Source organism: Methylomonas sp. MED-D (assembly GCF_050276835.1).
Lineage (GTDB): Bacteria > Pseudomonadota > Gammaproteobacteria > Methylococcales > Methylomonadaceae > Methylomonas > Methylomonas koyamae_A.
The window spans coordinates 423,662-449,398 of the sequence record NZ_CP189965.1 but is presented as its reverse complement, the minus strand read 5'-3'; the positions used below and the strand labels follow the sequence as shown (position 1 = coordinate 449,398).

General features: G+C 58.8%; 14 protein-coding genes. All 14 read right to left on the bottom strand.

The annotated features are described in order from the left end of the window. Positions 1–58 precede the first annotated feature (58 nt). Positions 59–2,740 carry a type VI secretion system ATPase TssH gene (gene tssH / locus ACQE3E_RS01930; RefSeq protein WP_313729236.1) on the bottom strand — a complete coding sequence of 894 codons (2,682 nt, stop codon included), beginning with the start codon at positions 2,738–2,740 and terminating at the stop codon, positions 59–61. 34 nt (positions 2,741–2,774) lie between these two features. Continuing rightward, entirely contained in the window at positions 2,775–3,821 is a 1,047-nt protein-coding gene (tssG, locus tag ACQE3E_RS01925; protein WP_064029991.1) for a type VI secretion system baseplate subunit TssG, read from the bottom strand. After that, on the bottom strand, positions 3,803–5,695 hold the full coding sequence (gene tssF / locus ACQE3E_RS01920) for a type VI secretion system baseplate subunit TssF (protein WP_281022076.1): 1,893 nt from the start codon (positions 5,693–5,695) through the stop codon (positions 3,803–3,805). Before tssF ends, tssG begins: the two co-directional genes overlap by 19 nt. A 3-nt stretch (positions 5,696–5,698) precedes the next feature. Next, positions 5,699–6,202 carry a type VI secretion system baseplate subunit TssE gene (gene tssE / locus ACQE3E_RS01915; protein ID WP_071156198.1) on the bottom strand — a complete coding sequence of 168 codons (504 nt, stop codon included), beginning with the start codon at positions 6,200–6,202 and terminating at the stop codon, positions 5,699–5,701. Between the two features lie 11 nt (positions 6,203–6,213). Further along, positions 6,214–7,008: a type VI secretion system accessory protein TagJ gene (locus tag ACQE3E_RS01910; RefSeq protein ID WP_313729237.1), complete on the bottom strand. Its 795-nt coding sequence runs from the start codon at positions 7,006–7,008 to the stop codon at positions 6,214–6,216. Between the two features lie 54 nt (positions 7,009–7,062). Beyond that, the gene (locus ACQE3E_RS01905; protein ID WP_064030001.1) at positions 7,063–7,545 is read right to left on the bottom strand and encodes a type VI secretion system tube protein Hcp; all 483 of its coding nucleotides are present in this window, start codon (positions 7,543–7,545) and stop codon (positions 7,063–7,065) included. Positions 7,546–7,708: 163 nt separating this feature from the next. Further along, positions 7,709–9,196: a type VI secretion system contractile sheath large subunit gene (gene tssC, locus ACQE3E_RS01900; protein ID WP_064030003.1), complete on the bottom strand. Its 1,488-nt coding sequence runs from the start codon at positions 9,194–9,196 to the stop codon at positions 7,709–7,711. 3 nt (positions 9,197–9,199) lie between these two features. Further along, positions 9,200–9,715, bottom strand: coding sequence for a type VI secretion system contractile sheath small subunit (gene tssB, locus ACQE3E_RS01895; protein WP_064030005.1), 516 nt, complete (start codon positions 9,713–9,715; stop codon positions 9,200–9,202). 40 nt (positions 9,716–9,755) lie between these two features. Beyond that, the gene (tssA, locus tag ACQE3E_RS01890) at positions 9,756–10,793 is read right to left on the bottom strand and encodes a type VI secretion system protein TssA (protein ID WP_281022073.1); all 1,038 of its coding nucleotides are present in this window, start codon (positions 10,791–10,793) and stop codon (positions 9,756–9,758) included. A 28-nt stretch (positions 10,794–10,821) separates the two neighbouring features. Continuing rightward, the gene (locus ACQE3E_RS01885) at positions 10,822–13,104 is read right to left on the bottom strand and encodes a CHAT domain-containing protein (protein ID WP_313729239.1); all 2,283 of its coding nucleotides are present in this window, start codon (positions 13,102–13,104) and stop codon (positions 10,822–10,824) included. 334 nt (positions 13,105–13,438) lie between these two features. Continuing rightward, positions 13,439–15,274 (bottom strand): ShlB/FhaC/HecB family hemolysin secretion/activation protein, encoded by a 1,836-nt coding sequence (locus ACQE3E_RS01880; RefSeq protein WP_427501182.1) that lies wholly within the window; start codon positions 15,272–15,274, stop codon positions 13,439–13,441. Positions 15,275–15,277: 3 nt separating this feature from the next. After that, positions 15,278–22,273, bottom strand: coding sequence for a hypothetical protein (locus ACQE3E_RS01875; RefSeq protein ID WP_427501181.1), 6,996 nt, complete (start codon positions 22,271–22,273; stop codon positions 15,278–15,280). An 812-nt stretch (positions 22,274–23,085) separates the two neighbouring features. Beyond that, positions 23,086–24,963, bottom strand: a complete 1,878-nt coding sequence (locus ACQE3E_RS01870) for a protein kinase domain-containing protein (protein WP_427501180.1) — start codon at positions 24,961–24,963, stop codon at positions 23,086–23,088. A 104-nt stretch (positions 24,964–25,067) separates the two neighbouring features. After that, positions 25,068–25,691 carry an OmpA family protein gene (locus ACQE3E_RS01865; RefSeq protein ID WP_313729242.1) on the bottom strand — a complete coding sequence of 208 codons (624 nt, stop codon included), beginning with the start codon at positions 25,689–25,691 and terminating at the stop codon, positions 25,068–25,070. Between the last annotated feature and the right edge of the window lie 46 nt (positions 25,692–25,737).

Sequence of the window (25,737 nt, the reverse complement as noted above, 5' to 3'; positions counted from 1 at the left end):
TTAGCCACAATTTTCAAATAGTACTTGTTAATAAATAATATCTACCCGATTTGGCCATTCACTGGAACCCATACCCAAACTCCCCGTCCTCGACCTTGACATGCACTCGCTCGATCGGCGTGCCTTCCATCATCCGGATCAAAAATTCCTCGCTGATTTTCGGCAACACGGTATTGGTCAGGATCGCGTCTATCATTCGACCGCCGCTTTCCAGTTCTGTGCAGCGGCTGGCGATGAGTTTGATCACCTCGTCGTCGTAGCTGAACGGCACTTTGTGGGATTCTTCCACCCGCTTTTTGATCCGGTTTAACTGCAAGCGGGCGATCGCGCCTATCATTTCGTCGCTGAGCGGGTAGTACGGAATCACAACCAGACGGCCCAACAACGCCGGCGGGAACACTTTCAACAAGGGCTCGCGCAAGGCTTTGGCGATGCCTTCCGGTTCCGGCATTAGGTCCGGGTCCTTGCACAGGTTCGCGATCAAATCGGTACCGGCGTTGGTGGTCAGCAGGATCAGCGTGTTTTTGAAGTCGATGACCCGGCCCTCGCCGTCTTCCATCCAGCCCTTGTCGAACACTTGAAAGAAGATTTCGTGCACGTCCGGATGAGCTTTTTCGACTTCGTCCAGCAACACGACGCTGTAGGGCCGCCGCCGGACCGCTTCGGTCAATACGCCGCCCTCGCCGTAACCGACGTAGCCGGGAGGCGCGCCTTTCAGCGTGGAGACAGTGTGCGCTTCCTGGTATTCGCTCATGTTGATGGTGATGACGTTTTGCTCGCCGCCGTAGAGCGCTTCGGCCAGCGCCAGCGCGGTTTCGGTCTTGCCGACGCCGGAGGTACCCGCCAGCATGAACACGCCGATCGGTTTGTTGGGGTTGTCGAGACCGGCGCGCGAGGTCTGGATGCGCTTGGCGATCATCTCCAACGCGTGGCGTTGGCCGATGATGCGTTGCTCCAGATTGTCCGCCAATTTCAGCACGGTCTCGATTTCGTTTTTGACCATCCGGCCGACCGGAATGCCGGTCCAATCCTGCACCACCGAAGCCACGGCCTGGTGATCGACGGTCGGCAAAATCAACGGCGATTCGCCTTGTTGTTCGTGCAACTGGGTTTGCAGGGCTTTCAATTCGGCGAGCAACGCGTCGCGATCCTCGCCGCCGGCCTCGGCGTCACTGGCCCCGTCCACCGCGTGCCCGGCTGCGCGTAGCTTGCCGCGCAGCGCCAGAATCTGTTCGACCAATGCTTTCTCCGCATTCCAGCGCTCTTCCAAACCGACTAGGCGCTCGCGTTCGGCGGCCAGTTTTTCGTTGGCCAGTTCCTCGCGCCCCGCCACTTCGACGCCGACGGCTTTCTCGCGGCCGATGATCGCCAGTTCGGTTTCCAGCGCGTCGATGCGCTTGCGGCAATCGTCGACTTCCGCAGGCACCGCGTGTTGACTGACGCCGACACGGGCGCAGGCGGTATCCAGCAAGCTGACCGCTTTATCCGGCAATTGCCGAGCCGGAATGTAGCGATGCGACAGTTTGACGGCGGCTTCCAGCGCCTCGTCCAGAATCAAGACTTGATGGTGCTTCTCCTGCACCGATACGACACCGCGCATCATGCCGATGGCTTTGGCTTCGTCGGGTTCGTGAACTTGCACGACTTGAAAGCGGCGGGTCAAGGCCGGATCTTTTTCGATATGTTTTTTGTATTCGGCCCAGGTCGTGGCCGCGACGGTACGCAATGCGCCGCGCGCCAATGCCGGTTTCAGCAGGTTGGCCGCGTCGCCGGTACCCGCCGCGCCGCCGGCGCCGACCAGGGTATGGGCTTCGTCGATGAACAAAATGATCGGTTTCGGCGAAGCCTGAACTTCTTCGATCACTTGACGCAAACGGTTTTCGAATTCGCCCTTCATGCTGGCGCCGGCTTGCAGCAAGCCGACATCCAAGGTGCGCAAACTGACGTCCCGCAACGACGGCGGCACGTCGCCGGCAACGATTTTCAGCGCGAAGCCTTCGACGACGGCGGTCTTGCCGACGCCCGCCTCGCCGGTCAGGATCGGGTTGTTCTGGCGGCGGCGCATCAGGATGTCGATAACCTGGCGGATTTCCTCGTCGCGACCGACAATCGGATCGATCTTGCCGTTACGGGCCTGTTCGGTCAGATCGACGGTAAACTGCTTCAATGCTTCTTGCTTGCCCATCGCCGCCGGCGCGATCGCGCCGCTGGCCTCGCCGGGCGTCGCGGCGATATGCGAGCCGTCGCTGGCCGCCAAACCTTCTTCCGGGGAACCGGCGGTGATTTTCGGAAATTCGTCGGTAACGGTGTCCGGTTTCAGTTTGTCGAACTCGCGGGAAATGCCGATTAATTCGTTGCGTAGCGCCTTGGTTTTCAACATGCCGATCAACAGATGCCCGCTACGCACTTGATTTTCGCCATACAGCAAGGTGCCGTAAACCCAGCCGCGCTCGACACTGTCCTCAATGTGCGGCGAGAAGTCGGAAATGGCGGTGGAACCGCGCGGCAATTTGTCCAACGCCGCTGTCACTTCCTTGGCGATCACCGAACCGTCCAAGCCGTAATGCTTGAGCAGACGGTGAATATCGGAGTCCGGCAATTGCAGCAACTGGCTCAACCAATGCACCAGTTCGACATAAGGGTTACCGCGTAATTTGCAAAACACCGTCGCGCTTTCCACGGCTTTGTAGCAAACCTTATTTAACTTCCCGAACAGCTTGACTCGGCTAATTTCCGCCATCGTTGGTTCCCATCGTTATCGTTTTAGATATCGCTCATCGGGCGCCGACAGCGGCGATGAACGGGTTAAGCGTTAAATCGTCGGCATCGGCGCAGGTCGAGCGTGGCCCCAACCACAGACTCCAGCCCAGCTGCCCGCCACCGCGCTCGGCCAGAACGGCCGGCTGGGCCGGTTGCCCCAAGCAGAGCTCGGCCGGCACTTGATCGGCCTGCAAACTCAGTTGAGCATCCCACACCCACTCGTCGCCGGCGTATTGCCGGACGATGGCCACCAGTTGCGGCAGCAAGATCCCGCCCGGCAGCAGCGCCAAATACAAAACCAACGGCAACGGCCCCAGCACGACTCTGAACTTGTGCTGACAACCGAACACGCTGGCACCGATCACGGCGGACTGTCCCAGCGCGGCGGTGACCATGCTCAAGCCCAGACGAGTCTGTTCGCGCGGCTGTATATCCATCCATTCGCCGACGAATTCGGCGATCCGCACCGGAACCCGCAAAATATCGGAAAGAATAGACCGCAACCCATCCGGGTGCTTGGCCTGTCCCGAAAAATGGCCGGCATAAAATAGCCGAGCCCGATCCGGCAGCGCGTCGCGATCCTGAAAAGCGTTGCCGGCCGTGCCTTGCAGGGCCGCCACGTAGAAACCGAAGCGGTCGGTCTCGGGCCTGTCGTAGCTCACCTCCGGCCGAGCATTGGCCCAGGCCCGGTAGAACAGGCCTATCATCCGGTGGTGAAACACGTCGACAAAGCGCGCGAAGGTCGGGTCGTGATGATGTCGGAGACGTTCGCGGGCGTACTCGGTCAAATGCAAGGGTAACGGTCCGTTGGGACCGAACAAACCCATGAAATTCACGGCCAAGCGTGGCTTGGCGCCGTCGGCGTGGTAGCGAGCCACCGTCGAAGCCGGGAATTCCAACTCCGGCTCTTGCGATAAATGCACCGGATCGTCCACGGCTTTAACGCTGGTTCCCAGCCGAGGCTTGTCGGGATTGGCGCACTCGATCAAGCGCATCGCCTCGAAAAAATCGAATCGCGACGCGTCCTTGATCAATTCGGCCATCAAATCGTGTGACGACATCCCATCCTCGCAGGCCAACGCGCCACCTCGCCTCTATCGGTGCTGCGAATCACGGTTTCGACGAACGAATTGATCGACACATAACGGCTGAAGAAGCGTTCCAGTACCGTACCCAGTAGAAAATAACCGCCACCCTCGAAGGCGGACTCGTCCAGCACCACGGTAATTTCCAGCCCGCGGCCGAAGACCATGGGGCCGTTGGCGTCGATACGCCTGACCACGTTTTTAGCGTTGACCGATATCACGCCCTCGATCTGCTTTTTGACGGCCGGCTCGCGCTGGTCGGCGTACAGACTTAATAGTTCGCGTAACGCGCCGGCGCCGACTTTCGGATCGGTATCGATCAGCGACAGATAATTCAGCGATAAATGGTTTACCAAACGCCAGACCGAGTCCGCTTCGTAGGCCGCCGGCAACGGCCGGGTAGGCCCGACGATGCAACGTATCGCCTTGACTGGGGCGCTAATCTGCAACGTAAAATCGGTATCGCCGAGACCGACCGGCATCACCAACGGCAAGTCGCGATTGGTGCATAGCGTCTCCAGCCCCAATTGCGCCAAATTGCCGGCATACGGCGCTTCGGCGGCGTCCACCAACGCGACGAACACCTCGCTGCCGATATAGCTGGAGCGCACGCCCTTACGCCGCTGTCTCGATGACAGCACCCGTTTCACGCGCCTGAGCGAGTAGAAGGCGGTCTCGCCGTGGCCCTGGTAAGCGGTTTTCGAGCCGTAGAACGGCAGGAACGCGCGTTCGCTGCCCTGATCCTTGCTATAACCGGTCACTTCGGCGACGCTGTAGACTTCGTAATCCATCGGGCGACTGCGGTCGACGACAATGTGATATTCGGATTGGCGCTGATCGATCTGCAACCGATCGGTCCGCTTCGGGAACAGATTGATGGCCGGCGCGCAAAATAAGGCTAGATTGTTTTGATCCAGCACGTTAATCAATTGAGCGTCGCTACGGTCCAGCAACACGAACAATTCGAGTTCCTCGCCGTCGCAAGCCGCCGCCAGTTCGGTCAAGCCATCCAATTCGATAAACAGATACCGCTCCGGAAACGCGAAATATTCCTGCAAAATCCGGTAGCCGTCGAACGACCTCGGCGTTTGTTGCAGTAAGGCCTCTTCCGGCTCGAAGCCCATTCCTCGCACCCAATGACGACCGCCGTCCAAATAACGCACCGTGGAAGCATTGGCTCGGGTGTGTTTTCCGGCAATGCCGACGACATTGGCCAACAATTGTTCGTAGAGCCGATAGGGAATATTGCCGGCCCCGCGCAGAAACAGCGGCAAGCGGTCGAGCGCGATTTTATTGAATTTGGCGCCGCCCAAGCTGCGTAGCACGATGCGAAAGGCCGCCTTGACCGGCACGGCATATTTGCCGGCCGACACGCCATGACTCGAAACCGCCGCCAGGGTCGGCAGGTATTCGAGTTGGCCAATCTGTAGCGGCAACAATTCCACCGCTTGCGAGGTGCGATATTCGCAAGCCGTCTGTTCGCCCTTGGCAATTTGCGAACGCAGCACCGTCCCCTTGGGAATCGTCGCACCGTCGGCCAAGGCCGCTTCGGCAAAATCCGGTTTGAACTCGACGACCGCCATCGACGGCGTTGCCGACAAATAATGCGGGTAAACGATTTGCAGCAATTGCTGAGTAAAATTGGGAAACTCGGCATCGACCTTAAGCTGCACCCGCGCCGCCATAAAGGCGAAGCCTTCGAACAAGCGTTCGACATAGGGATCGGAGCATTCGAAAGTGTCTAGACCGAGACGGCTGGCAATCTTGGGATATTCGGCCGCGAATTCCGCACCGACCTCGCGCACGTATTGCAGCTCGCGGTTGTAATATTTCAGCAACTTGGGGTCCATCGCCTAACCGTCCCAATCCTTCACGGTGATTTCCCCGGTTTCCAAATCCAGATCGCTACGGATATACAAATGCACGGGTAGCGGTTGCGCCCACAAATCGCCTTCTATTCGAAACGACAGCGCTTTATTGCTCATTTGTTCGCTGTCCTTGATCAATTCGACGCTGAGGCTGTCGGCCAAAATGCGCGGTTCGAACTGAGCGATGGCTTGCCGAACCTTGGTTTCGACCTTACGCACGTCGATGCCGGTCACCGCCACGCCGGAAAACACCGGCGAACCGAAATTGATCACCGAACGCGCGGCATGCGGCACTTCGGACAAATCCACCATGCTCTCCAGTGCCGCCGTGTTGAGCAACCAACTCAAATCGCGCAGCACGCTTTGCCGCAACTGACGCAACGACATCACCCGCTGCTCGCGCGCCTCGGTCCGATTCTCCGGCGCATCGTCGGTCAGACGATCCAGTAACGAGGGTTGCAGGCGCTCGGAATGCAACAATTCAGCCATTTCGCGTGCCCCTACTCGCTAGCCAATTCGATCAGGCGCAAATCCAGCAATGCGTAATCGTCGACATCGGTGGCCAACAAACGTTGCCCAAGTCCGTGAACGATTCCGTCGGCGACCGCTTGCCAGTCGGTCAGCCGCGACAGGCGTATCCGCGGGTCGTCGGATGCGTCCGAACCGGAATAACGGGTCGGAATCAAACCGTCCGCTTCGCCGCCGTTGACCCAGGTAAAGTGGGCAGGGACCCAAACCAAATCGCGTAAATCCGTGGGCGGCTCCAACTGAATCTTGCCGATTTGCAAAAAAGGAATCCAGTAATAGCGACCATTCATGATCGCTTCCAAACACGGCCCAAGCCGGCTATCGGCATCGGCGATCCACGCAAACGGCGTACCGTCGACACTCCCCGAGGTGGCTGGCGCCTGCTCCAGGGCCTGTCCGCGCATCTGGGCGGCCTGTTGATAGTTGCCGTTATTTTCCAGCTTTAGCGCTTCCAGCAACAAAGCCAGCCATTCCCGCGGCTCGCCGAAAATCAGTGGTGTTTTCAGTCCGGCGAAAACATCCTTGCGCAATGCCTCGCATTGCAATACTTGTTCGTAAGTGCCGACCATCAGCAGGGTGGACTTGTCCAGGTCCCTTAACACGTTCAATTGGGTCAGGGCTTTGTCCCATTGACCAATCAGGCAATAAAGCTGGAACAGCAAGATGCGGGATTTAGGCTCCGCTGGGTTTTGCCGGATGAGTTGTTGCGTGTTCCGCAACGCCTCGTCCAAGTCGCCGTCGGCAATCAAGCGTGAAACGTCCTGCATGGATGACTCCAAAAGATGGAAAAACCCCGGCGGAAAACCGCCGGGGATAGGCCCTTAAACGGTTTCGTTGGCTTTGACGCTCCAACCTTTGAACGCACCGGTAATCGGTGCCTCGCCTTCGCCGAACGAGTTGTATTTCATTTTAATTTCGTTGAAATTGATCGAGATACTCTCGGTCGGACGATCGCCGCCGCTACCTTGACTGTAGCTGCTGATAATCGCATCCGCGAGTTCGATTTCCAAATAAACCTGGCCCTTGGCATCGCTGCCGCCGGTTTGGATGAAGTGAATGGTTGCGGTTCCCAAACTTTTGCCGCAAATGGCTTGCATCCACAAATCCACCGACGCCACGTCCATATTTTTGGTAAAAGTTACTTCCGAAAACGATGGATTACTGGTATCGCGGTCCTTACCGCCGCCACTTTGCGAAATCGCCCGGCCCACGCCCATTTGCAGGCTGTCCAGCGTAATCCAGTCCTTGTGGCTGGCTACGGTGCTGTCGCCTTTAATTTCGGTTGCGAATTTTAATAAAATCATGGTGCTCTCCTTTCCGATCAAGTTTTAAGAAAAAATTTAACGGGTATCTTTACCCTGAGATTTATAGCCCCGGCGCGCCGGGATGTATAAAACATCTGCCGCTGGCGGCGACCAAATAGGCGGCCGCCGCCAACGCATACCAAACTCGGTTCGCCGAACCGGTCTAACCTTTTTGTGACGGTAATTTAGAGGTCAAGCGCAAGGACACCGTCAACCCTTCCAATTGATAATGCGGCCGCAGAAAGAACTTGGACTGATAGTAGCCTGGGTTGCCTTCCACTTCCTCGACAATCACCTCCGCGCCCGCCAACGGCCTGCGCGCCTTGTCTTTTTCGGTGGCTACCGCCGGATTGGTCAACACGTACTGACTAATCCAAGTATTCAGCCAAGCCTGCATGTCTTGACGCTCCTTGAAAGATCCGACTTTATCGCGGACGATGCACTTCAAATAATGCGCGAAGCGACAGGTCGCGAACAAGTAAGGCAAGCGGGCCGCCAAGTTGGCGTTGGCCGTCGCGTCGGGGTCCTGGTATTCGAACGGTTTTTGCAAGGACTGCGCGCCGATGAAGGCCGCGAAATCGGTATTTTTCTTATGCAACAACGGCATGAAACCGCTTTTCGCCAATTCGGCCTCGCGCCGGTCGGTGATTGCGATTTCGGTCGGGCATTTCATATCGACACCGCCGTCGTCGGTCGGGAACGAGTGCACCGGCAAACCTTCGACCGCGCCGCCGGACTCGATGCCGCGAATTTGCGAACACCAGCCGTAAAGCTTGAACGAGCGGTTGATGTTGACCGCCATTGCGTACGCGGCGTTGGCCCAGGTGTACTTGCTGCTGTCGGCGCCGGACGTATCTTCTTCGAAATCGAACTCCTCGACCGGATCGGTTTTCGAACCGTAAGGCAAGCGGCTCAGGAAACGCGGCATCGCCAGACCGATGTAACGCGAGTCCTCGGACTCCCGCAACGAGCGCCAGGCCGCATACTCCGGCGTTTGGAAAATCTTGGTTAGATCGCGGGGATTGGCGAGCTCCGACCAACTTTCCATCTGCAACACCGAAGGCGCGACGCCGGAGATGAACGGCGCGTGCGCGGCGGCGCTGACTTTCGCCATCTCGCCTAACAACTCGACATCTTGCGGGCTGTGGTCGAAGTGGTAGTCGCCCACCAGACAGCCGAAGGGTTCGCCGCCAAAGGTGCCGTATTCCTCTTCGTACATCTTTTTAAACAAGGGGCTTTGATCCCAGGCCGTTCCCTTGAATTTTTTCAGGGTTTTACCCAATTCGTTTTTCGAGATGTTCAATACCTTGATTTTCAACATCTCGTCGGTTTCGGTGTTGTTCACCAAATAGTGCAGGCCTCGCCAAGCCCCTTCCAGTTTTTGAAAATCCGGGTGGTGCAGAACCAGGTTAAGCTGCTCGGTGATTTTTTGATCCAAGCCGGCAATGATGGCTTGGATACTCTTGATCGCATCGTCGGAGACCTTGGTGACGTCCTGTAACGCGTATTGAGCCAAGGTGCCGACCGCGGTATTGACTTGGCTGGCGGCTTCGGTGCCCGGTTTGAATTCCTTCGCCAACAGCGCCGAAAAGTCGTCCAGTTCCAGAGTTTGGGTTGCGCCTTGCGCGGCTTGATTTTCCAATTCCGCCATGACTTAACCCTCGCTGCCTTCGGCGTCGGCCGGTTTGGCCGAGGCGGCCAAGGTTTGCAGCAACGCTGGATCGTTGATCAATTTGGCAATCAATTCCTCCGCTCCGGTCTTGCCGTCCATATAAGTGATCAGATTGGACAACTGCGTGCGGGCTTCGACGATTTTATCCAGGCCGGCGACCCGTTTGGCGACGGCGGCCGGCGAAAAGTCATCCATGCTTTCGAAGGTAATATCGACATTCAGGTTTCCTTCGCCGGTCAGAGTATTCGCCACCTGGAAAGCCACGCGCGGCTTCATCGATTTCAAGCGTTCGTTGAAATTATCGACATCGATTTCCAGTAACTTACGATCCGCCACCGGCGCCAACGGTTCCGCCGGCTTGCCGGACAAATCGGACATGACGCCCATCACGAACGGCAACTGCACCTTTTTTTCCGAGCCGTACAACTCGACGTCGTACTCGATCTGGACCCGGGGCGCCCGGTTCCTTTGAATAAACTTTTGACTGCTTTCTGCCATGATATTCTCCGCTTGAGATATTTAACGACTACAAAAAAGGTTAGTGTGGATCGGGGCCTTTCAACGCATCGATATGCGTCAGGGCATCCGGCATCAAATTTAGGACAATTTCGCGAAAATCGGCGGTCACCAGGTGTTTTGCCCGCAACAATAAAATCGGTACCGGACTGGAGGGTTCGTTCTCCGCGTAATACTTGCAAATCAAATCCAGCGATTTCAAAACATCCTGGCGCGTCGCTATTTCGCCTACCCCCGCCTTGGGCTTGGCGGACACTCGGACCGTTTCGCCGGCATCCGCCACATCCTCCTCGGCAACGTCGCTTTCCGGCTCGGCTTGGTCAGCCAAGCGGCTACCGGCAAATTGCTCGAAAAAATGCCGAATCTCTTTAAACAAGGCCTTGGCCGCGCTCAAACTGGCCGCCTGGCTATTGCCTACTCGATCGACAACGGCCGCATCCAAGCGGTCCAATAGCGCCATGCTGTCATTGATGGCTTGAAAATTGGCCGCGAGCTCCTCGAGTTCGACATCCAGAAAAGCCGCGTTGATCGCGCTGATTTCCGGCTTGGTCTGGCCAGCCGGGAGGTCGAGCTTGTCGGTGGCGTATTGCATATCGCGCAAACAAAACCGACCCACCGATTTTGACTCAACCAACATCGTCTGACTTAAGGGCCTGAGCACCCAATCGAAATTGTTCAGTTCTTCGATGATATTGATCCTGAGGGTCGGATCGAGGCCATCGTCGGGATCGAGTTGGGGATGCAGGTGCTCCCAGTAGCGATCTATCCACTCGGTCAACAGGTTTAAACCGTCTCGAAAACCGCGCACGCCTTCGGTCGGAATCAGACAACGGATTAAATATAGGGCGACCTGCAGATCCTTAGACCGCCCCAATAAGGCCAACGCATCCTTTTGCACTTGCCGCCAATTGGGCGGCATGGCTTTTTCGCCGGAAAATTGATTCTCCGGCGTCCCTAGAATATCGGTATCCAACGCCACCCTGGCGTTGTCGTATTCCAGATTGTCGCCGCAAGGGTTGTCGGCGGAAATCTCGTCCAGTAAACCGGATAAATCGGCCATGGTTCAGTCCTGCTCCTGTTAGGGTCGGTTATTGCCACCCGCCGATCAGAATGAACGGCGACCAAAAAAACGGGTGTTTAAAACGTTTGGACTTGATCATCGCGATCTGCGCCTGGCGCATCGCTTCCGCCTTGTTCAAGGAATTGCCCAATCCGTCGTAAAACAAATGCATGAATTCGGTGGCGGCCTGATCGTTGATCGACCACAAGCTGCCGACCGCGCTTAAAACGTTGCTCTTGACCGCCAATCCGCTGAAACCCAATAGCATCCGGTCGTCGCCTTCGGCCGTTTCGCAAGCACTCAGCGTCAATAAATCGATAGGTTCGCTCTTCAACCGATCGCCACCCAAGCTGCCCTCGAAATCCAGCAAGGTCAGATTCTGATCGTAAGCCATCACGAAACTTTCCTTGGCGTTCTTACCGAAATACCCGTGCGAAGCGATATGCACCTTCGCGTAATCGCCGGTTTCTATATCCCTCTTCAACGCCGACGCCGTGAATTGATTATTCAATAACATCGTGCTGTTCTGTCGTTTCGCGACCGAATCGATTTCCCGCTCGATATTGGGCAAGCTCAATTCTTCGACCAAGCGCGAACGGTCCATGGCTTTCTGCGCGACATCGGCGGGTTTATTGCCGATCAAACGTTCGACGACGTTGTCTGGCAGCGTGTCGATCGCGGCGCCGTCCGGCCGGCTCAAACCGGCGACCAGGGCCCGCAAGTTCTTCCGTTTCGCGACCTGCTTGTCCCAATTTTGAAACGTCAAACCCGGCAATGTCACGATCGCGTATTGTTCGACCAAAAACCGGCCGCCATCCTGTAACACCGAGTACGGCACCGCCCGCAAATTGCGGTCGGGCACGTAGAGCAGCAATTTCGCGCCGGCCGCCGCGACATCGTTGGCAATCGGTTCGAACAGCCACTGGTAAAGCTGTTTGGCCGCAGCCCGGTAGTCCTTGCCGGCATGCAAGCGCTGCGTCAGGATTTGCGCCTGTTCGCGTACCCGCTCGGCCGACACCGGCACGCTACGTCGCACAACGAGCGGGCCATGCTTCATCAACAACTCCAGCCTGTCGGTCAACAAAATCGGGTAAACGATGACGGTTTCCGGAAACGCCAGTTCTCGCCAATCGTCCCGGGTTTGCACCGAGATCGAACACCGCCCCAAAAAAAAGTCCTGCAAATCGGCTTCCTTGATCGCTTCCATGCTGGACATGGCCTTGTTCAGCGCCTGTTGCTCGGAATCGCCGGTGCCGGCTTGCCGTAACAACAAATCGACGTAGCCACGGTGTAACGGATCGATCACGGTATCGATCGCGCTGCGACCATCGGGTAAATTGATCGGCAAATCGCCCCGAATCGCCAACAAATCGTTCACCGCCTGCTCGTAGGCGCGTAGCGCCGGTACCTGTTGTCCCAAACGCAGCAACAAGTCGCCTTGCAGTGCTTCAAGCTCGGCCAGCAATTCCAGGTAGCGTCGATCTCCGGCCAAGGCCAACGCTTGCTCGGTCAGTGCCAGGGCCTCGCGATCGCGGTTTTGCTGGCGATATAATCTAGCCATCCCCAACAAGGCCTCCACCCGCATGCGCGGCGGCGGGTTAGCGCCCACCAACACCTTGTCCAGTGCGGCATACGCCGCGCCAACCCAGCCCTGGCCATCGCTCGGCGCCGCCTCGGCCAGCAAAGCCTCGGCGGTTTTCAGCCGTACCTTGGCCGCCGGAAAATCGTTCGGCAAACCTTCACTTCTGGCAGCCAGCTCAAGCAATGCGGCAACTCGACCGCTTTTATCTTCACCCGCCGCCGTCCGACTCAACGCCACGCTCATTCGTAACGGGCTGTCGCCCTGGCTCCGCAATGCCGCTTCAGCCTGATCTGCGTATTGCAAGGCCTGTTGCCGATCGCCCCCGGCTAGAGCCAGTTCGCTCAAATAGAGCCCAACTAATCCGCGTAAATAGTCCGGCCCGGTCTCGGTATTCCGATAAGCGGCTTTGAGCAAGGGTTCGGCGGCCTCTTTACTGTTCAACAAGAACAGGTTGTAACCCGCCGCCGCCTCGACCGCCGCCAATAAACCTATATCGCCCTTAACATCGACCACCGCTTGCAGCGCGGCATCGAACTGTTGTTGCGCCGCTTGCAACTCACCGTTGTCTCGCAGTTGCTCGCCGCGCAAGACTACCGATCGAATCTCGGCGGCGGAAACCGGCACCGGCATCTCGGCCGACGCGGCATTTCCGACCGCCACTCCCAGCGCCAGAACAGTTATGGCAATCAAGTCTAGCCGCATTTGCGCTTCTAGCATTAAATTTGGCAATTCGATTTCCTCGTCTTGGATTGGCCATGGCTGGACCGGATTTTCGGCAATCGCTATCGCGGCTATTCGACCGATCCCCCTGCCGATCCGCCGAGAACCGATTTCGCTATCGTCGCTCCGGCGTCGAGGTTGGCGTCTCCAACCAGCTTAATATGTCAACAAGCGTGCCAACCACGACCAAAGCCGCCTCGTTTCCGATAACAACTTGTTCTGAAAAGGATTTAACGAATATCTCGCGGAGCGCCGAACGTCAGAACCGCCATTCGCCTACCGAAATCGGCACGGGATTTCGTAAGACTCGCGATATATCGCCACTCCGCTAGGGTCTATTCCGCTAAAAAACGTTGAAATTGACCCGAAAATGGATACCGTCGTCTTGAATACTGTGGCTGCTGCGCTGCCGATTCGGCACCGGCGTAAACGCATGCGCCCAATAAAATTCGGTCGTCAAACCTCGAAACTGCCACTGCAAGCCGATACCGGCCGAATACAGATAATGAGTGGATGGCCGAGCATTGGTCGCGGTCGGGCTGTCCCAAGCGCCGCCGTATTGGATAAACGGCACCAAATGCAGGCCGTCGCGGCCGCCGACATCTAGGTAAAGCGGATATTTGACTTCAGCGCCGACATTGAAGCCGTTGTCGCGCACGTACGTATTTTCCCGATAACCTCTGACCGTGTAGGCCCCGCCCAACGCGTAACGTTCCAAGTTTAGTAGCGGCTTATCCGCCAACTGAATATTCGCCTTCACCAACAGGGCGGCGCCGTTCTCCAGCAACTTCACCGAAAACAAACTCTGGCCCAACCAACTGAAAAATTGGCCGCTGGGCAAACCCGGTCGATTAGTCGTCGCCCCCAACATATCCAAACCGACGTTGAAGGTAGACCAAAACACCAATCCCGTGTCCTCGCCGCGATGCGAAAAATGCTGGGCAATTCGCATGACGCTGGCTTGGGTCGCGCACCCCAAGCCTTCGCCGCCGGAAATCGGTTGGCAAGTATTACTGACTTGGCTGCGATTTTCGCGAAACGCCATATTCACGCTGAATGTCAGATCGTCGTTAAAGCGCCGATAGATCGGATGGCTAAGTCCGGCTTCGAAACCGACGATGTGATTGGTAATGTTCAGAGTCTCCAGCGGCGGTTCGACGATGCTGCTGTAGGTGTCGCTGTAGCGAAAACTGGCCCGCAAATCGCGTGCGGTCAGCGGCACACTGATACCGGTGTTGTAACCCTGCACGCCTTCATTGACGATGAACTGACCGTCTATCCGTTCACCGAGCGTCAACAAGTTGTCGACCCAACCGCCAACCCGGCCGGTATACGCGCCCACGGCCGGCGTCTGGTAATCGTCGGCGCCCAAATATAACTGGTAAGGCCTGGCCCGCTCGACTCGCAAATCCAAAATCGCCTCGCCCAGCTTTTCCCCCGGCACCAAGCGACCATTCAGTTGTTGAATCAACGGGTCGGCCAGCAATTGCCGATAACTGTCTTGTAAATCCTCGACCCTTAACGGTTCGCCGGCCCCAACCAACAAGCGGTCTCGCAAATACCCCTCGCGCAAACGCTGTTGCCCGCTCTGCCGGACTTCGGTCAACCGCCCTTCGACGATATTCAGGCGCAACACGCCGTCGGCCAGCGACTGACTCGCCAGCACGGCGCCGGAATTGATGTAGCCGTGATCGATGTAGTATTGGCTGACCGCGCGGCGTAGCATTTCGATATCGGCGGCGCCAATCGGACGCCGCAAAAATGCCGCCGCGACGCTCTGTAGTTCCGCGTCTTCGAAAACAGTATTTCCGTCGAAAATGACACGCTGCAGCTCGACGCTGCCGCCGGTCGACGCCGGGGCTCCCGACTTAGGCAGTTCCGGCAACACGAAACCGCCGCTGCCAACAGCCGGCCGCTCCGGCTGGGCCAAGGTCGGCTGTCGGGACTTGGTCGGGTCGGCATTCAGCGGCGGCGGTTCGTCCGCCACGGTCTTGGTCGCGAAGGCGGCAATCACTAATCCAATTCCCAAGCGGCGAGACCAAATCGGGTTTTGCTTAGCGAGCGCCGTGGCGGCCTTCAATCTGTCCGGGCCGACAGTCCCCGCATCCGGCGCCGGCTTGGCTCCGCTTTGTACCAGACCGCGACCGTCCAACATCCCAAGCTTTCGCCGTATCCCCATCGCTTACGCCTTACCGCAAGAGCGGCCGGTCGAAGGGGCCGCGAAAGCGACGCTTAAGCGATCGGCCGCGGCCAAACTCAGCGAGAGTGGCGCATCGCCGAATACCGAAAACGGCAGAATTTGCTCGTAGGCCAAGACGACACCGTTGCTTTGCTTAAACTCCAACGAACTACCGTTACCGCAGGGGTCGTTTGGAACGTCCGGTAAATCCACCGGCTTGGCGACGATGGAAACATCGACATTGACCAAATTACCGGGTTGCCCGCTTTGGAAACCGTTGACGAACAGGTTCAATCCGGCGGCCGGCGTCCAATCGGAACGACTGCTGCCGGCCGGCGCCAAATAGCCCTGGTATTGCGGATTAGCTTTGATCGCTTTCAAATTGTCGGCCTGCACCCAAAGTTTTCCGGTCTCGCTACCCAGAATATTGCCGTAATCGCCGCCTTCCGGCAGCCGATAGTAAACCTCGTTTTTAACGCCCAAATCGCCATGCACCCAAACCGTCGTACCTCCGCCTGAAAAAATCACTTGGGTGATTTGCAATGGCGTGCCGATGTTCATTGCGGCCGGACTGTAAATCCGCGCGCCGGCCAAAATCAGTTGCACCGCCTGTAGGGTCAGGCCGCTGTCGGCCCTACCGGTCAAACTGCCGGAAACCAGGATGTTGTTCCCAGCTTGCAGCAAGGCCGCATTCACGCGGCCGCCGATGTCGATATCGCCGCCGGCGATGATATCGCCGTCGATGTTACCGGCGTTGGTGACGCTGCCTCCGGCGCGAACTCGGCCGTCCAATGTGCCGGTATTTTCGACGTTGCCGCCGGCCGTCGTCCGCCCGCCTATCGTGCCGCTATTGACGATATTGCCCGGCGCGCTGGTATCGCCGTCGATCCTGCCGGCATTGACGATATTGTAGGCGGCGTCGGCCGGCAGCGCCGCCATCGTCAACGCGGCATGGGCCGTGTCGCCCGCCGCCGGCGCCCCGTCTCCGACTAAGGCCAAGCCGCCGATCCGCCCGCCTTCGGCATTGGTCAAATCGCCTGCCTTGGCCCAGGCCTGACCGCCGATGCGGCCGGCATTGACCAAATAACTGGCAGCCTCGGCATCGCCGTCGATTTCAACGTTGGCATCCGCGACGATGCCGCGATTGTTCAGCAGATAACCGCCTCGCGCCACCGCGTCGCCGCCGATGCTGCCATCATTGGTCAGATTGCCGGCGGCGGCGGCATCGCCGCCGATACGGCCGCGATTGTCGATATCGGTAGCGTTTAGGCTTTCCGCGCCATTGTCGATCGTACCGGTATTCAGCAAGCCGATGCGGTTTCCGTCGGCTTCGAGCGCGATTAGTAGCGCTTGACTGCTGGAACCGGCCGCCTCCGCACGACCGTTGATCGTACCGGTATTCGTGATTTTGCCACCGGCCACCGCGTCCCCGTCCAGCCGTCCGGCGTTATTAAAGGCGCCGCCGGCCTGAGCGCCGCCACGAATTCGGCCGGCGTTGCTCAAATCCCGTCCGGCATCCGCGGCACCGGTAATATCGCCGTCGGCAAGGCTGGCAATATCCCGGTCGGCGAAAATGCCACCGGCCTGGACAGTGCCGTTATTGAACGCATCCCGGCCGGCATGAATACCGCTTCCGACCACGCCGCCGGTCTGGTTGTCGACATCGCGGTCGGCCCGGGCGCTACCTGAGATCGCGCCGGAATTGATCAGGTCGTTACCGGCGCTCGCATCGCCGCCAATTTGGCCGGCATTATCGATGTCAGCGGCATCGGCATTGCCGGAAATGCTTCCGGTATTGCTTAGCGAACTCGCGGCGTTAGCGAACGCGCCGACGCTACCGCTGTTGGTTAACGCTCCCGCACCGGCTATGGCGGCGGCACCGACCGTGCCGGTGTTGACTAGATCGGTACCCGCCGTGGCGGAGCCAGCGACGTCGCCAGCGTTAACCAGCGTCGTCCCGGCGCTGGCGTTACCGTTGATTGAACCGGCCGCGGCATTGGTCAGTGCGCCTGACGTAGCCGTCGCATTTCCGCCGACGCTGCCGGCGTTGGCCAACGTACCGGTCGCCGCGCTGGCGCTACCGCCTATCGTCCCATCGTTGGTCAAGTCGCTTCCGGCGTTGGCCGACCCCGAAATACTGGCACCGGTTTCGTTGATCAAGCTCGTTCCAGTCTCGACGTCACCGGAAATGGTGCGACTGGCGACATTAACCACGCTGCCGATTGCATTGACGTCGCCGCTAATGACACCGTCGTTAGTCAAATTTCCGCCAGCCGCCACGCTGCCAACGATAGTTCCCAAATTGTCGAGATGACCGCCGTTCCGAGTTTCCGCACCGCCCTCGATTCGGCCTGCCGCGTTATTCGTCAGCGCGACGGCACCATTCAGGCTACCGCCGGTATTCGCGGTCGCCTTGCCGATTACGCTGCCACTATTGTTCAATTCCGCTCCGGCACTGGCCTCGCCGCCTATCTCGCTAGTCAAGCCATTGATTAAGTTGCCGACGTTTGCGACGGCGCTGCCGCCGATCCTGCCGTCGTTGCTCAAACCGGTGCCCGCGCTGGCGTTGCCGCCGATGCTGCTGCCCGACGCGTTGCTCAAACCACCGGCGGTGGCCGTGGCGTTGCCGGTAATGCCGCCGGTGTTGGTCAGGTCGGTACCGGCCGTCGCGGAACTGCCGATCGTCCCGTCGTTGGTCAGCACCGTACCGGCGCTGGCGTTGCCGCCGATGGTCTTGCCGCTCGCGTTGGTCAAAGCCCCCGCCGTCGCGGTAGCATCGCCGCCGATGTCGCCGTTGTTAGTCAAATCAGTACCGGCAGTAGCGCTGCCGCCGATCGTACTATCGTTGCTCAAACTGGTGCCGGCGCTGGCGTTACCGCCAATGCTGCTGCCCACCACGTTGCTCAAGCCACCTGCGGTGGCCGTGGCGTCGCCGCTGATGTCGCTGATGTTGGTCAAGTCGGTACCGGCTGTCGCGGAACCGCTGAGCGTGCCTGCATTGCTTAAGGTCGTGCCGGCCGTCACGCTGTCGGCTTGCAGGTTGGTGTCGCTCCCGATTTGGATCGCGCCGCTGGCTCGGATGCTGTCGCTAGCGCCCGATTGATCGGCGCTGATTTCGCTGCCGACTCCGCTGATTTGCAGGTCGCCGGCTTGCACGTCCACGCTCAGCGCGCCGCCACCAGTTTTTGTCACGGCGCTACCGCCGCTTAGTATCAAGTTGCCGCTGCCAACCGTTACTGTCAGATTCCCCGCCCCACCACTGCTGTCTTCGATCACCGAACCGGCGGTCATATTCAGGGTCGTGCCGCTGGTCACGCTCAGATTGCCGCTGCCGACGGTCTTGCGGATCGCGCCGACGTTGGTGGTGCCCAGGTTCAGCGCGCCGCCGGACGAGACGCTGACCGTGCCGGTGGTTTTGTTGACGGTGACCACGCCGGTGCTGCTGCCGTCGCCGTCCAGGGTCAGCGTACCACCCGCCGTCACGCTTTGATTGGTGGACCCAGTCAGCGCGATCAAACCTTGGTTTAGCAAGTTGCCGGTTGTCGCCACGGCGCTGCCGTTGATCGTACCGGTCGCGCTATTGGTCAGGTCGGTGCCGGCCGTGGCACTACCACCGATCGTGCCGTCGTTGGTCAGCACCGTGCCGGCGCTGGCGTTGCCGGTGATGGTTTGGCTTGCCGCATTGCTCAGCGTTCCGGTGGTGGCGGTCGCGTCGCCGGTGATCGTGCCGCTGTTGCTCAAGTTGCGCGACGCGGTGACTGTGCCGGTAATCGATCCCTGGTTGTTCAAATCAGTGTTAGTTTGGCTCTGGGCGCCACCGTTAATGATGCCGGCATTGGTCAAGCTGGTCACGCCGCTGAGACTGCCGCCGTTGTTGGCGCGGGCCAAGCCGCCGATCGTGCCGCTGTTGTCCAGATAGCGCGCCGCTGTCACCGCACCGCCGGTCACGCCGAGGTTTTGAATATCCGTGCCGTTCTGGCTGCTGACGGTATCGCCGACGGCATTGCCCAATGTCGCGCCGTTTTGGTTCACCACGGTGTAAATCTTGCCGTTGACGTCGGCGCTCAGGCCCGCAACGCCAACGACCGAGGTACCGCCCGTCGCATTGCCATTGATGGTGCCGCTATTGGTCAGCACCGTGCCGGCACTGGCGCTGCCGCCGATGGTTTTGTTGGCCGCATTGGTCAAGGTGCCGGCGGTTGCCGTCGCGTCGCCGCTGATACCGCCAGTGTTGCTCAAATCGGTGCCGGCCGTGGCGCTACCGTTGATCGTGCCGTCGTTGGTCAAGCTAGTGCCGGCGCTGGCGTTGCCGGTGATGGTTTGGCTTGCCGCATTGCTCAGCGTTCCGGTGGTGGCGGTCGCGTCGCCGGTGATCGTACCGCTGTTGCTCAAGTTGCGCGACGCGGTGACTGTGCCGGTGATCGATCCCTGGTTGTTCAGATCGGTGGCGTTTTGGCTTTGGGCGCCGCCGTTGATACTGCCGCCCACGGCGTTGGTCAGGCTGGTCACGCCGCTGAGACTGCCGCCGTTGTTGGCGCGGGCCAGGCCGCCGATCGTGCCGCTGTTGTCCAGATAGCGCGCCGCTGTCACCGCGCCGCCGGTCACGCCGAGGTTTTGAATATCCGTGCCGTTCTGGCTGCTGACGGTATCGCCGACGGCATTGCCCAATGTCGCGCCGTTTTGGTTCACCACGGTGTAAATCTTGCCGTTGACGTCGGCGCTCAGGCCCGCGACGCCAACGACCGAGGTGCCGCCTGTCGCGTTGCCATTGATGGTGCCGCTGTTGGTCAGTACCGTGCCGGCGCTGGCGTCGCCGCTGATGTCGCTGGTGTTGGTCAAATCGGTACCGGCTGTCGCGGAACCGCTGAGCGTGCCGGCATTGCTTAAGGTCGTGCCGGCCGTCACGCTGTCGGCTTGCAGGTTGGTGTCGCTCCCGATTTGGATCGCGCCGCTGGCTCGGATGCTGTCGCTAGCGCCCGATTGATCGGCGCTGATTTCGCTGCCGACCCCGCTGATTTGCAGGTCGCCGGCTTGCACGTCCACGCTCAGCGCGCCGCCACCAGTTTTGGTCACGGCGCTACCGCCGCTTAGCACCAAGTTGCCGCTGCCAACCGTTACCGTCAGATTCCCCGCCCCGCCGCTACTGTCCTCTATCGCCGATCCGGCGGTCACGCCCAGGCTCGTGCCGCTGGTCACGGTCAAAGCGCCACTGCCGGCGCTCTTGCGGATCGCACCGACGCTGCTGGTGTCGCCCAGGTTCAGCGCGCCGCCGGACGAGACGGTGACCGTACCGGAGGTTTTGTTGACGGTGACCACGCCGGTACTGCTGCCGTTGCCGTCCAGGGTCAGTGCGCCGCCGGCTGTCACGCTTTGATCGGTGGACCCAGTCAGCGCGATCAGGCCTTGGTTGAGCAAGTTGCCGGTTGTCGCCACGGCGCTGCCGTTGATCGTACCGGTCGCGCTATTGGTCAGGTCGACGTCGGCCGTGGCGGAGCCGTTGATCATGCCGTCGTTGGTTAAACTGCCTGCCGTTGAGACCAGATTCCCAGAAAACTGTCCCTGGTTACTGATATCCACGTTTGCCGTCAAGGTTCGCAGGCCAGCACTTTGTAACAGTGACGCATTGCCTGACGCGGTGGCAACGTCAACAACCGCATCCTGAATTTGTAGTACACCGCTATTCGATTCGATTTTGGAGCCATCAGTCATACTCAGCGTCGTGCCGCTGGTCACGGTCAAATCGCCGCTGCCAGCGTTCTTAAGAATCGCTCCGACGTTGGTGTCGCCCAGGTTCAGCGCGCCGCCGGACGAGACGGTGACCGTACCGGAGGTTTTGTTGACGGTGACCACGCCGGTACTGCTGCCGTTGCCGTCCAGGGTCAGTGCGCCGCCGGCTGTCACGCTTTGATCGGTGGACCCAGTCAGCGCGATCAGGCCTTGGTTGAGCAAGTCTCCGGTTGTAGCCACGGCGCTGCCGTTGATCGTACCGGTCGCGCTGTTGGTCAGGTCGGTGCCGGCTGTGGCACTGCCACCGATCGTACCGGCGTTGGTCAGCACCGTGCCGGCGCTGGCGTTGCCGGCGATGGTTTGGCTTGCCGCATTGCTCAGCGTTCCGCTGGTAGCGGTCGCGTCGCCGGTGATCGTGCCGCTGTTGCTCAAGTTGCGCGACGCGGTGACTGTGCCGGTGATCGATCCCTGGTTGTTCAGATCGGTGGCGTTTTGGCTTTGGGCGCCGCCGTTGATACTGCCGCCCACGGCGTTGGTCAAGCTGGTCACGCCGCTGAGACTGCCGCCGTTATTGGCGCGGGCCAGGCCGCCGATCGTGCCGCTGTTGTCCAGATAGCGCGCCGCTGTCACCGCGCCGCCGGTCACGCCGAAGTTTTGAATATCCGTGCCGTTCTGGCTGCTGACGGTATCGCCGCCGGCGTCGCCCAATGTCCCGCCGAATTGGTTCACCACGGTGTAAATCTTGCCGTTGCCGTCGGCGGTCAGGCCCGCAACGCCGCCGGCCGAGGTGCCGCCTGTCGCGTTGCCGTCGATGGTGCCACTATTGGTCAGTACCGTGCCGGCGCTGGCGTTGCCGCCGATGTCGCCGGAGTTGGTCAGGTCGGTGCCGGCCGTGGCGGAACCGCTGAGCGTGCCGGCATTGCTTAAGGTCGTGCCGGCCGTCACGCTGTCGGCTTGCAGGTTGGTGCCGCTCCCGATTTGGATCGCACCGCTAGAACTGACAAGTGTCGCGCCTCCTCCCGTCAATGTCGTCGTCGATCCGTCTTGAATTAATAAATTCGTGCCTGAAATCGAAATAGTACCGGCACCGCCCGCTGTCACCGTCGAACCATTTAAAAGAACCTGGGAGCCTTGAATATCCACCGATCCTGAGGCGGTATTAATCGCACCGCCGCTAAGACTGACGCTTCCGGAGGGGGAAACACTCGACTTGACCCCTGCGCCGTCGGGATCAACACTGGTGAAACCGAACCCGGTAGGAGCGATGCTCAATGAACTAACATCCGTCGTGGCCAGACTAAATTCGCTAGATGAAAAACTAACCTGCGTGGCATTACCAACGTGAAACGATCCGGGCACGTTTATCGAAGCGCCCGCGCCAATCACTACTCCTTCGGGATTGAACAACCAAAAGTTAGCATTGGTCAGTTGATTGCCAAAACTAACAATACCGTTGATCGTGGATGCCCCATTAGTGCCGTCAAAATTTACGCGGGCAATAACGTTATCCACACTTGAACCGGCACCGCAATTGGCGCCGGAACAAACGAAACGCGCCTCATCGGTATTTGCGGGGAGATTGAACTTAGAAAAACTGAAGAACAGATTGGATCCGGATTTGACACCATCCGTTTCACCAGTAATGGTCGTCACGCCTGAGCTCGGCGTGAGGGTATGTCCGGCTCTCAGCGTCGAATCGACAACCACTTCCCCGACCGCGTAAGCATCCACGCCATACCACACCAGCGCTAGCCCAGCTACGAGACCCAAATCCGCGGGGTGCTTACGATGGATTGCCACAACGAAACACCTCATTGGGATTAAAAGTTGCCGGCGCCTCACCTAAGGTTTAATAAAAGTGTTGCGGAACCTTAGTTTTTCGGCTCGGGAATGCGGGTTTAACGCCCGGTCGGCAGAACTGACGCAAACACGGCATCCATCCCCAACCGAACCCTCTTTTATTAATTAGCTCACATTTTTGAAAAAAACTTTAGGTAACTTTATCCAAAAGCACGAATCCGGTCAATCTAAGTTATGTTTCCAAGACACGCATCAACCCACTTAAACAATGCATCCACTGGTGGCTATTTTCGCTTGGCGACTTCGTATTGAATCCGGACCCATATAATGCCTGGTACCTGCATCGCCGGGACTAACGAACCATCGCTATTGGCGATACTCTCGACATTTGGCAAGGCTTGCTCGCTGAAAACGGCGACGATGTTGTCGGTACCGACCGGGCCGGTGATTTCCAGCTTGAATTTGTCGGGCCGCGGCGGAATTCGGTATTCGGTGTCCGCCTTGACTTTGCCATTCTGGTATTGGTTGGGCAACAGCTCGCTGATTTCGCCGGTCGCACCGATGTAAGCCACGCGCAGATAGCCGGACTTGGCCGTATAGAGCGTCAGCTTCAGCTCCTCTCCAATCCGATACTGCGGTTTACTGGATGCCAAACTGAGAACGCCGTCGGCACTAACCGCCTGATGCTTCGGTTCTGCGGCCTTAACCGCCTCCGCTCTGACTTCGACAACATCGACGGCCGAACGGGTATGGCCGTCCATGACCGTCAACTCCACGCGGTAATCGCCGGCTTTGTCGGGAGTCAACTCGGGATGCGCTGTATCCGCATTTTGCAAAGAAACGGCACTGCCATCCGGCATTTGCGCCAGTTTCCAGGTATAAGTCAGCGGCTGCCCGTCGCCGGATCTGGAAGCACTAGCGTCAAGTTTGACGCTGTCGCCGACGGTCGCTTGCCGATCGGCGCCGGCATCGGCCGAAGGCGGCGCCGCAACCTGAGGCGGAGCGGCGATCTGCCAACGTTGGGCGTCGGAGGCGGGCAACGGTTCCGGCGACTGCCGGGTCAACCACCAATTGGCGAGTCCGCCCGCCAAAACCAAAGCGATCGCCACGCTGCCACCGACCAATTGCGGCGACCAACCTGCTTCCGGATCGAATTGTTCCAACCACTCTTCCAGCGCCTTGGGCCGACGCTCCTGCAGTATTTCGATGGTCGATTTCAACAATTGCCATTGGCGGCGATTCAGGCCCTTGACCGGTGCCGGCGCGAGCTTCTCCCCGCGTTGCTGCCCGATGAACACGGTAGACGCTGGTTTGCGGCCGTAGGGATGCCGGCCGGTTAATAATTCGTAAACCACTAACCCAAAAGCGTAGATGTCGTCGCGCGGATCGGCCTGGGCACCGTTCATCATCTCGAAACTGGCGTAGGGTGGCGTGTGCCCGCCTTCGACCCGGGCATTGAAAACCGTTGCGTCCGGATCGCCGCTTTGTTTGGTGCGGGTAGCGATGCCGAAATCCAGCACCTTGACGTCACCGCCCTCGGTGACGAACACGTTGGCCGGCTTGAAGTCGCTATGCACGATTCCCTTGCGATGCGCGTAGGCCAAGGCCTCGCCCATGCTCAATATCAACGGCCAGGCCCTCTTTAATGCAACACCACCGGACGCCGAGGCGTCGCGGATCAACTGGCTTAAAGACCGACCAGCCAGGTATTCCATGGACATGAACACGTGATCGCCGTCTCTATCGAAATCGTAGACCGTGATGATGTTGGGATGCGAGAGTTCCTGGGCCTTTTCGCATTCGCGCTGTAAACCTGCCACCAGCATTTCGTTCAGCGCCAGTGCGGGATTCAATACCTTGATCGCGACATAGGGGTTTTTCGACCTGGCTTCAACTTTGCGTCGATCAACGGCCTTGAACACCATACCCATACCGCCCTCGCCCAAACTTTGAATGAGCTCGAAACGGTCTTTCAGCAAATCGCCGATAGCCGGGGGGCGGGCGATTTGCTGAAACGCCGGAGGTAGCCTGTCGTTGGCGAGTTCGGTGGCCTCGTTGGCCAATACCGTGGCGTCGGAATTAGGCGCATCGGCGACTGGCACGCCCTGACCCGCGCTTGCGGTAAACAAGTGAGTTTTGTCGTCGTCTTCAGCAGGCGTCACGGACGCTCTCCGTCAACGGCTGTCATTTCGACCGGCACGGCATCAGTAGCGGGCAGATTGCTTACGCTCAAGTGAATTCTCTTCTCGTCCCGCCGAAATCGTGGCTATTGCTTACCCAGACTGACGATACGTACCCGTCGATTCGCCTCGGCGGTTGGATTTTTGGCGTCGGCCAATTCCTGTCTTCCGCGCCCTTCAATCTGAATCGCATTGCCGGCAACACCGAATTTATCGATCAAATACGCCTTAACCGCCTCCGCGCGCCGCCTCGACAATTCGATATTGAATTGATCACCCCCGACAACATCCGTATGACCTTCGATCCGATATTTGATCCCTTCCAGTTCGCCGGAAGCCAAGGCCTTACCGACCGGCTCCAACTGAGTCTTGGCCTGGGCATTCAGGGTCGCTGAGTTATAGTCGAACAAAATCTCCATCGAAATAGCCTTCTCGGCCACCGTCGTCGGTAACTGCACCTTACGACCGGTGGCTTTGTCGATATTGCTGATTTTCTTCAGCCCCCTGACATTCTCTAACTCGGACTCGGGTACGTCCTGGTAATCGTCGGCATCCGCCGGTGCCGGCTGCGCCGCCGGTTCCTTGAAATGTTCGATAATCTCGTTGGGATTGGGAGTAGCCTTACCGAAGTTTTTGTCTTCGGCCCAGACCTCGGTAGCCAGCAATCCGGCAATTACCGTTAAACCCAACCAACTGGCGTTATTGTTCATGGCCTTCCCCCTGCTTTCCAAAAAATGAGTATAAAACTATCACCGC

Excerpts from the sequence above, each read along its gene's own strand:
- ACQE3E_RS01880 (WP_427501182.1), bottom strand. The coding sequence starts at position 15,274 with ATGGGGATACGGCGAAAGCTTGGGATGTTGGACGGTCGCGGTCTGGTA.
- tssE (WP_071156198.1), bottom strand. The coding sequence starts at position 6,202 with ATGGCTGAATTGTTGCATTCCGAGCGCCTGCAACCCTCGTTACTGGAT.
- tssF (WP_281022076.1), bottom strand. The coding sequence starts at position 5,695 with ATGGACCCCAAGTTGCTGAAATATTACAACCGCGAGCTGCAATACGTG.
- ACQE3E_RS01910 (WP_313729237.1), bottom strand. The coding sequence starts at position 7,008 with ATGCAGGACGTTTCACGCTTGATTGCCGACGGCGACTTGGACGAGGCG.
- tssA (WP_281022073.1), bottom strand. The coding sequence starts at position 10,793 with ATGGCCGATTTATCCGGTTTACTGGACGAGATTTCCGCCGACAACCCT.
- tssG (WP_064029991.1), bottom strand. The coding sequence starts at position 3,821 with ATGTCGTCACACGATTTGATGGCCGAATTGATCAAGGACGCGTCGCGA.
- tssH (WP_313729236.1), bottom strand. The coding sequence starts at position 2,740 with ATGGCGGAAATTAGCCGAGTCAAGCTGTTCGGGAAGTTAAATAAGGTT.
- tssB (WP_064030005.1), bottom strand. The coding sequence starts at position 9,715 with ATGGCAGAAAGCAGTCAAAAGTTTATTCAAAGGAACCGGGCGCCCCGG.
- ACQE3E_RS01865 (WP_313729242.1), bottom strand. The coding sequence starts at position 25,691 with ATGAACAATAACGCCAGTTGGTTGGGTTTAACGGTAATTGCCGGATTG.
- tssC (WP_064030003.1), bottom strand. The coding sequence starts at position 9,196 with ATGGCGGAATTGGAAAATCAAGCCGCGCAAGGCGCAACCCAAACTCTG.
- ACQE3E_RS01905 (WP_064030001.1), bottom strand. The coding sequence starts at position 7,545 with ATGATTTTATTAAAATTCGCAACCGAAATTAAAGGCGACAGCACCGTA.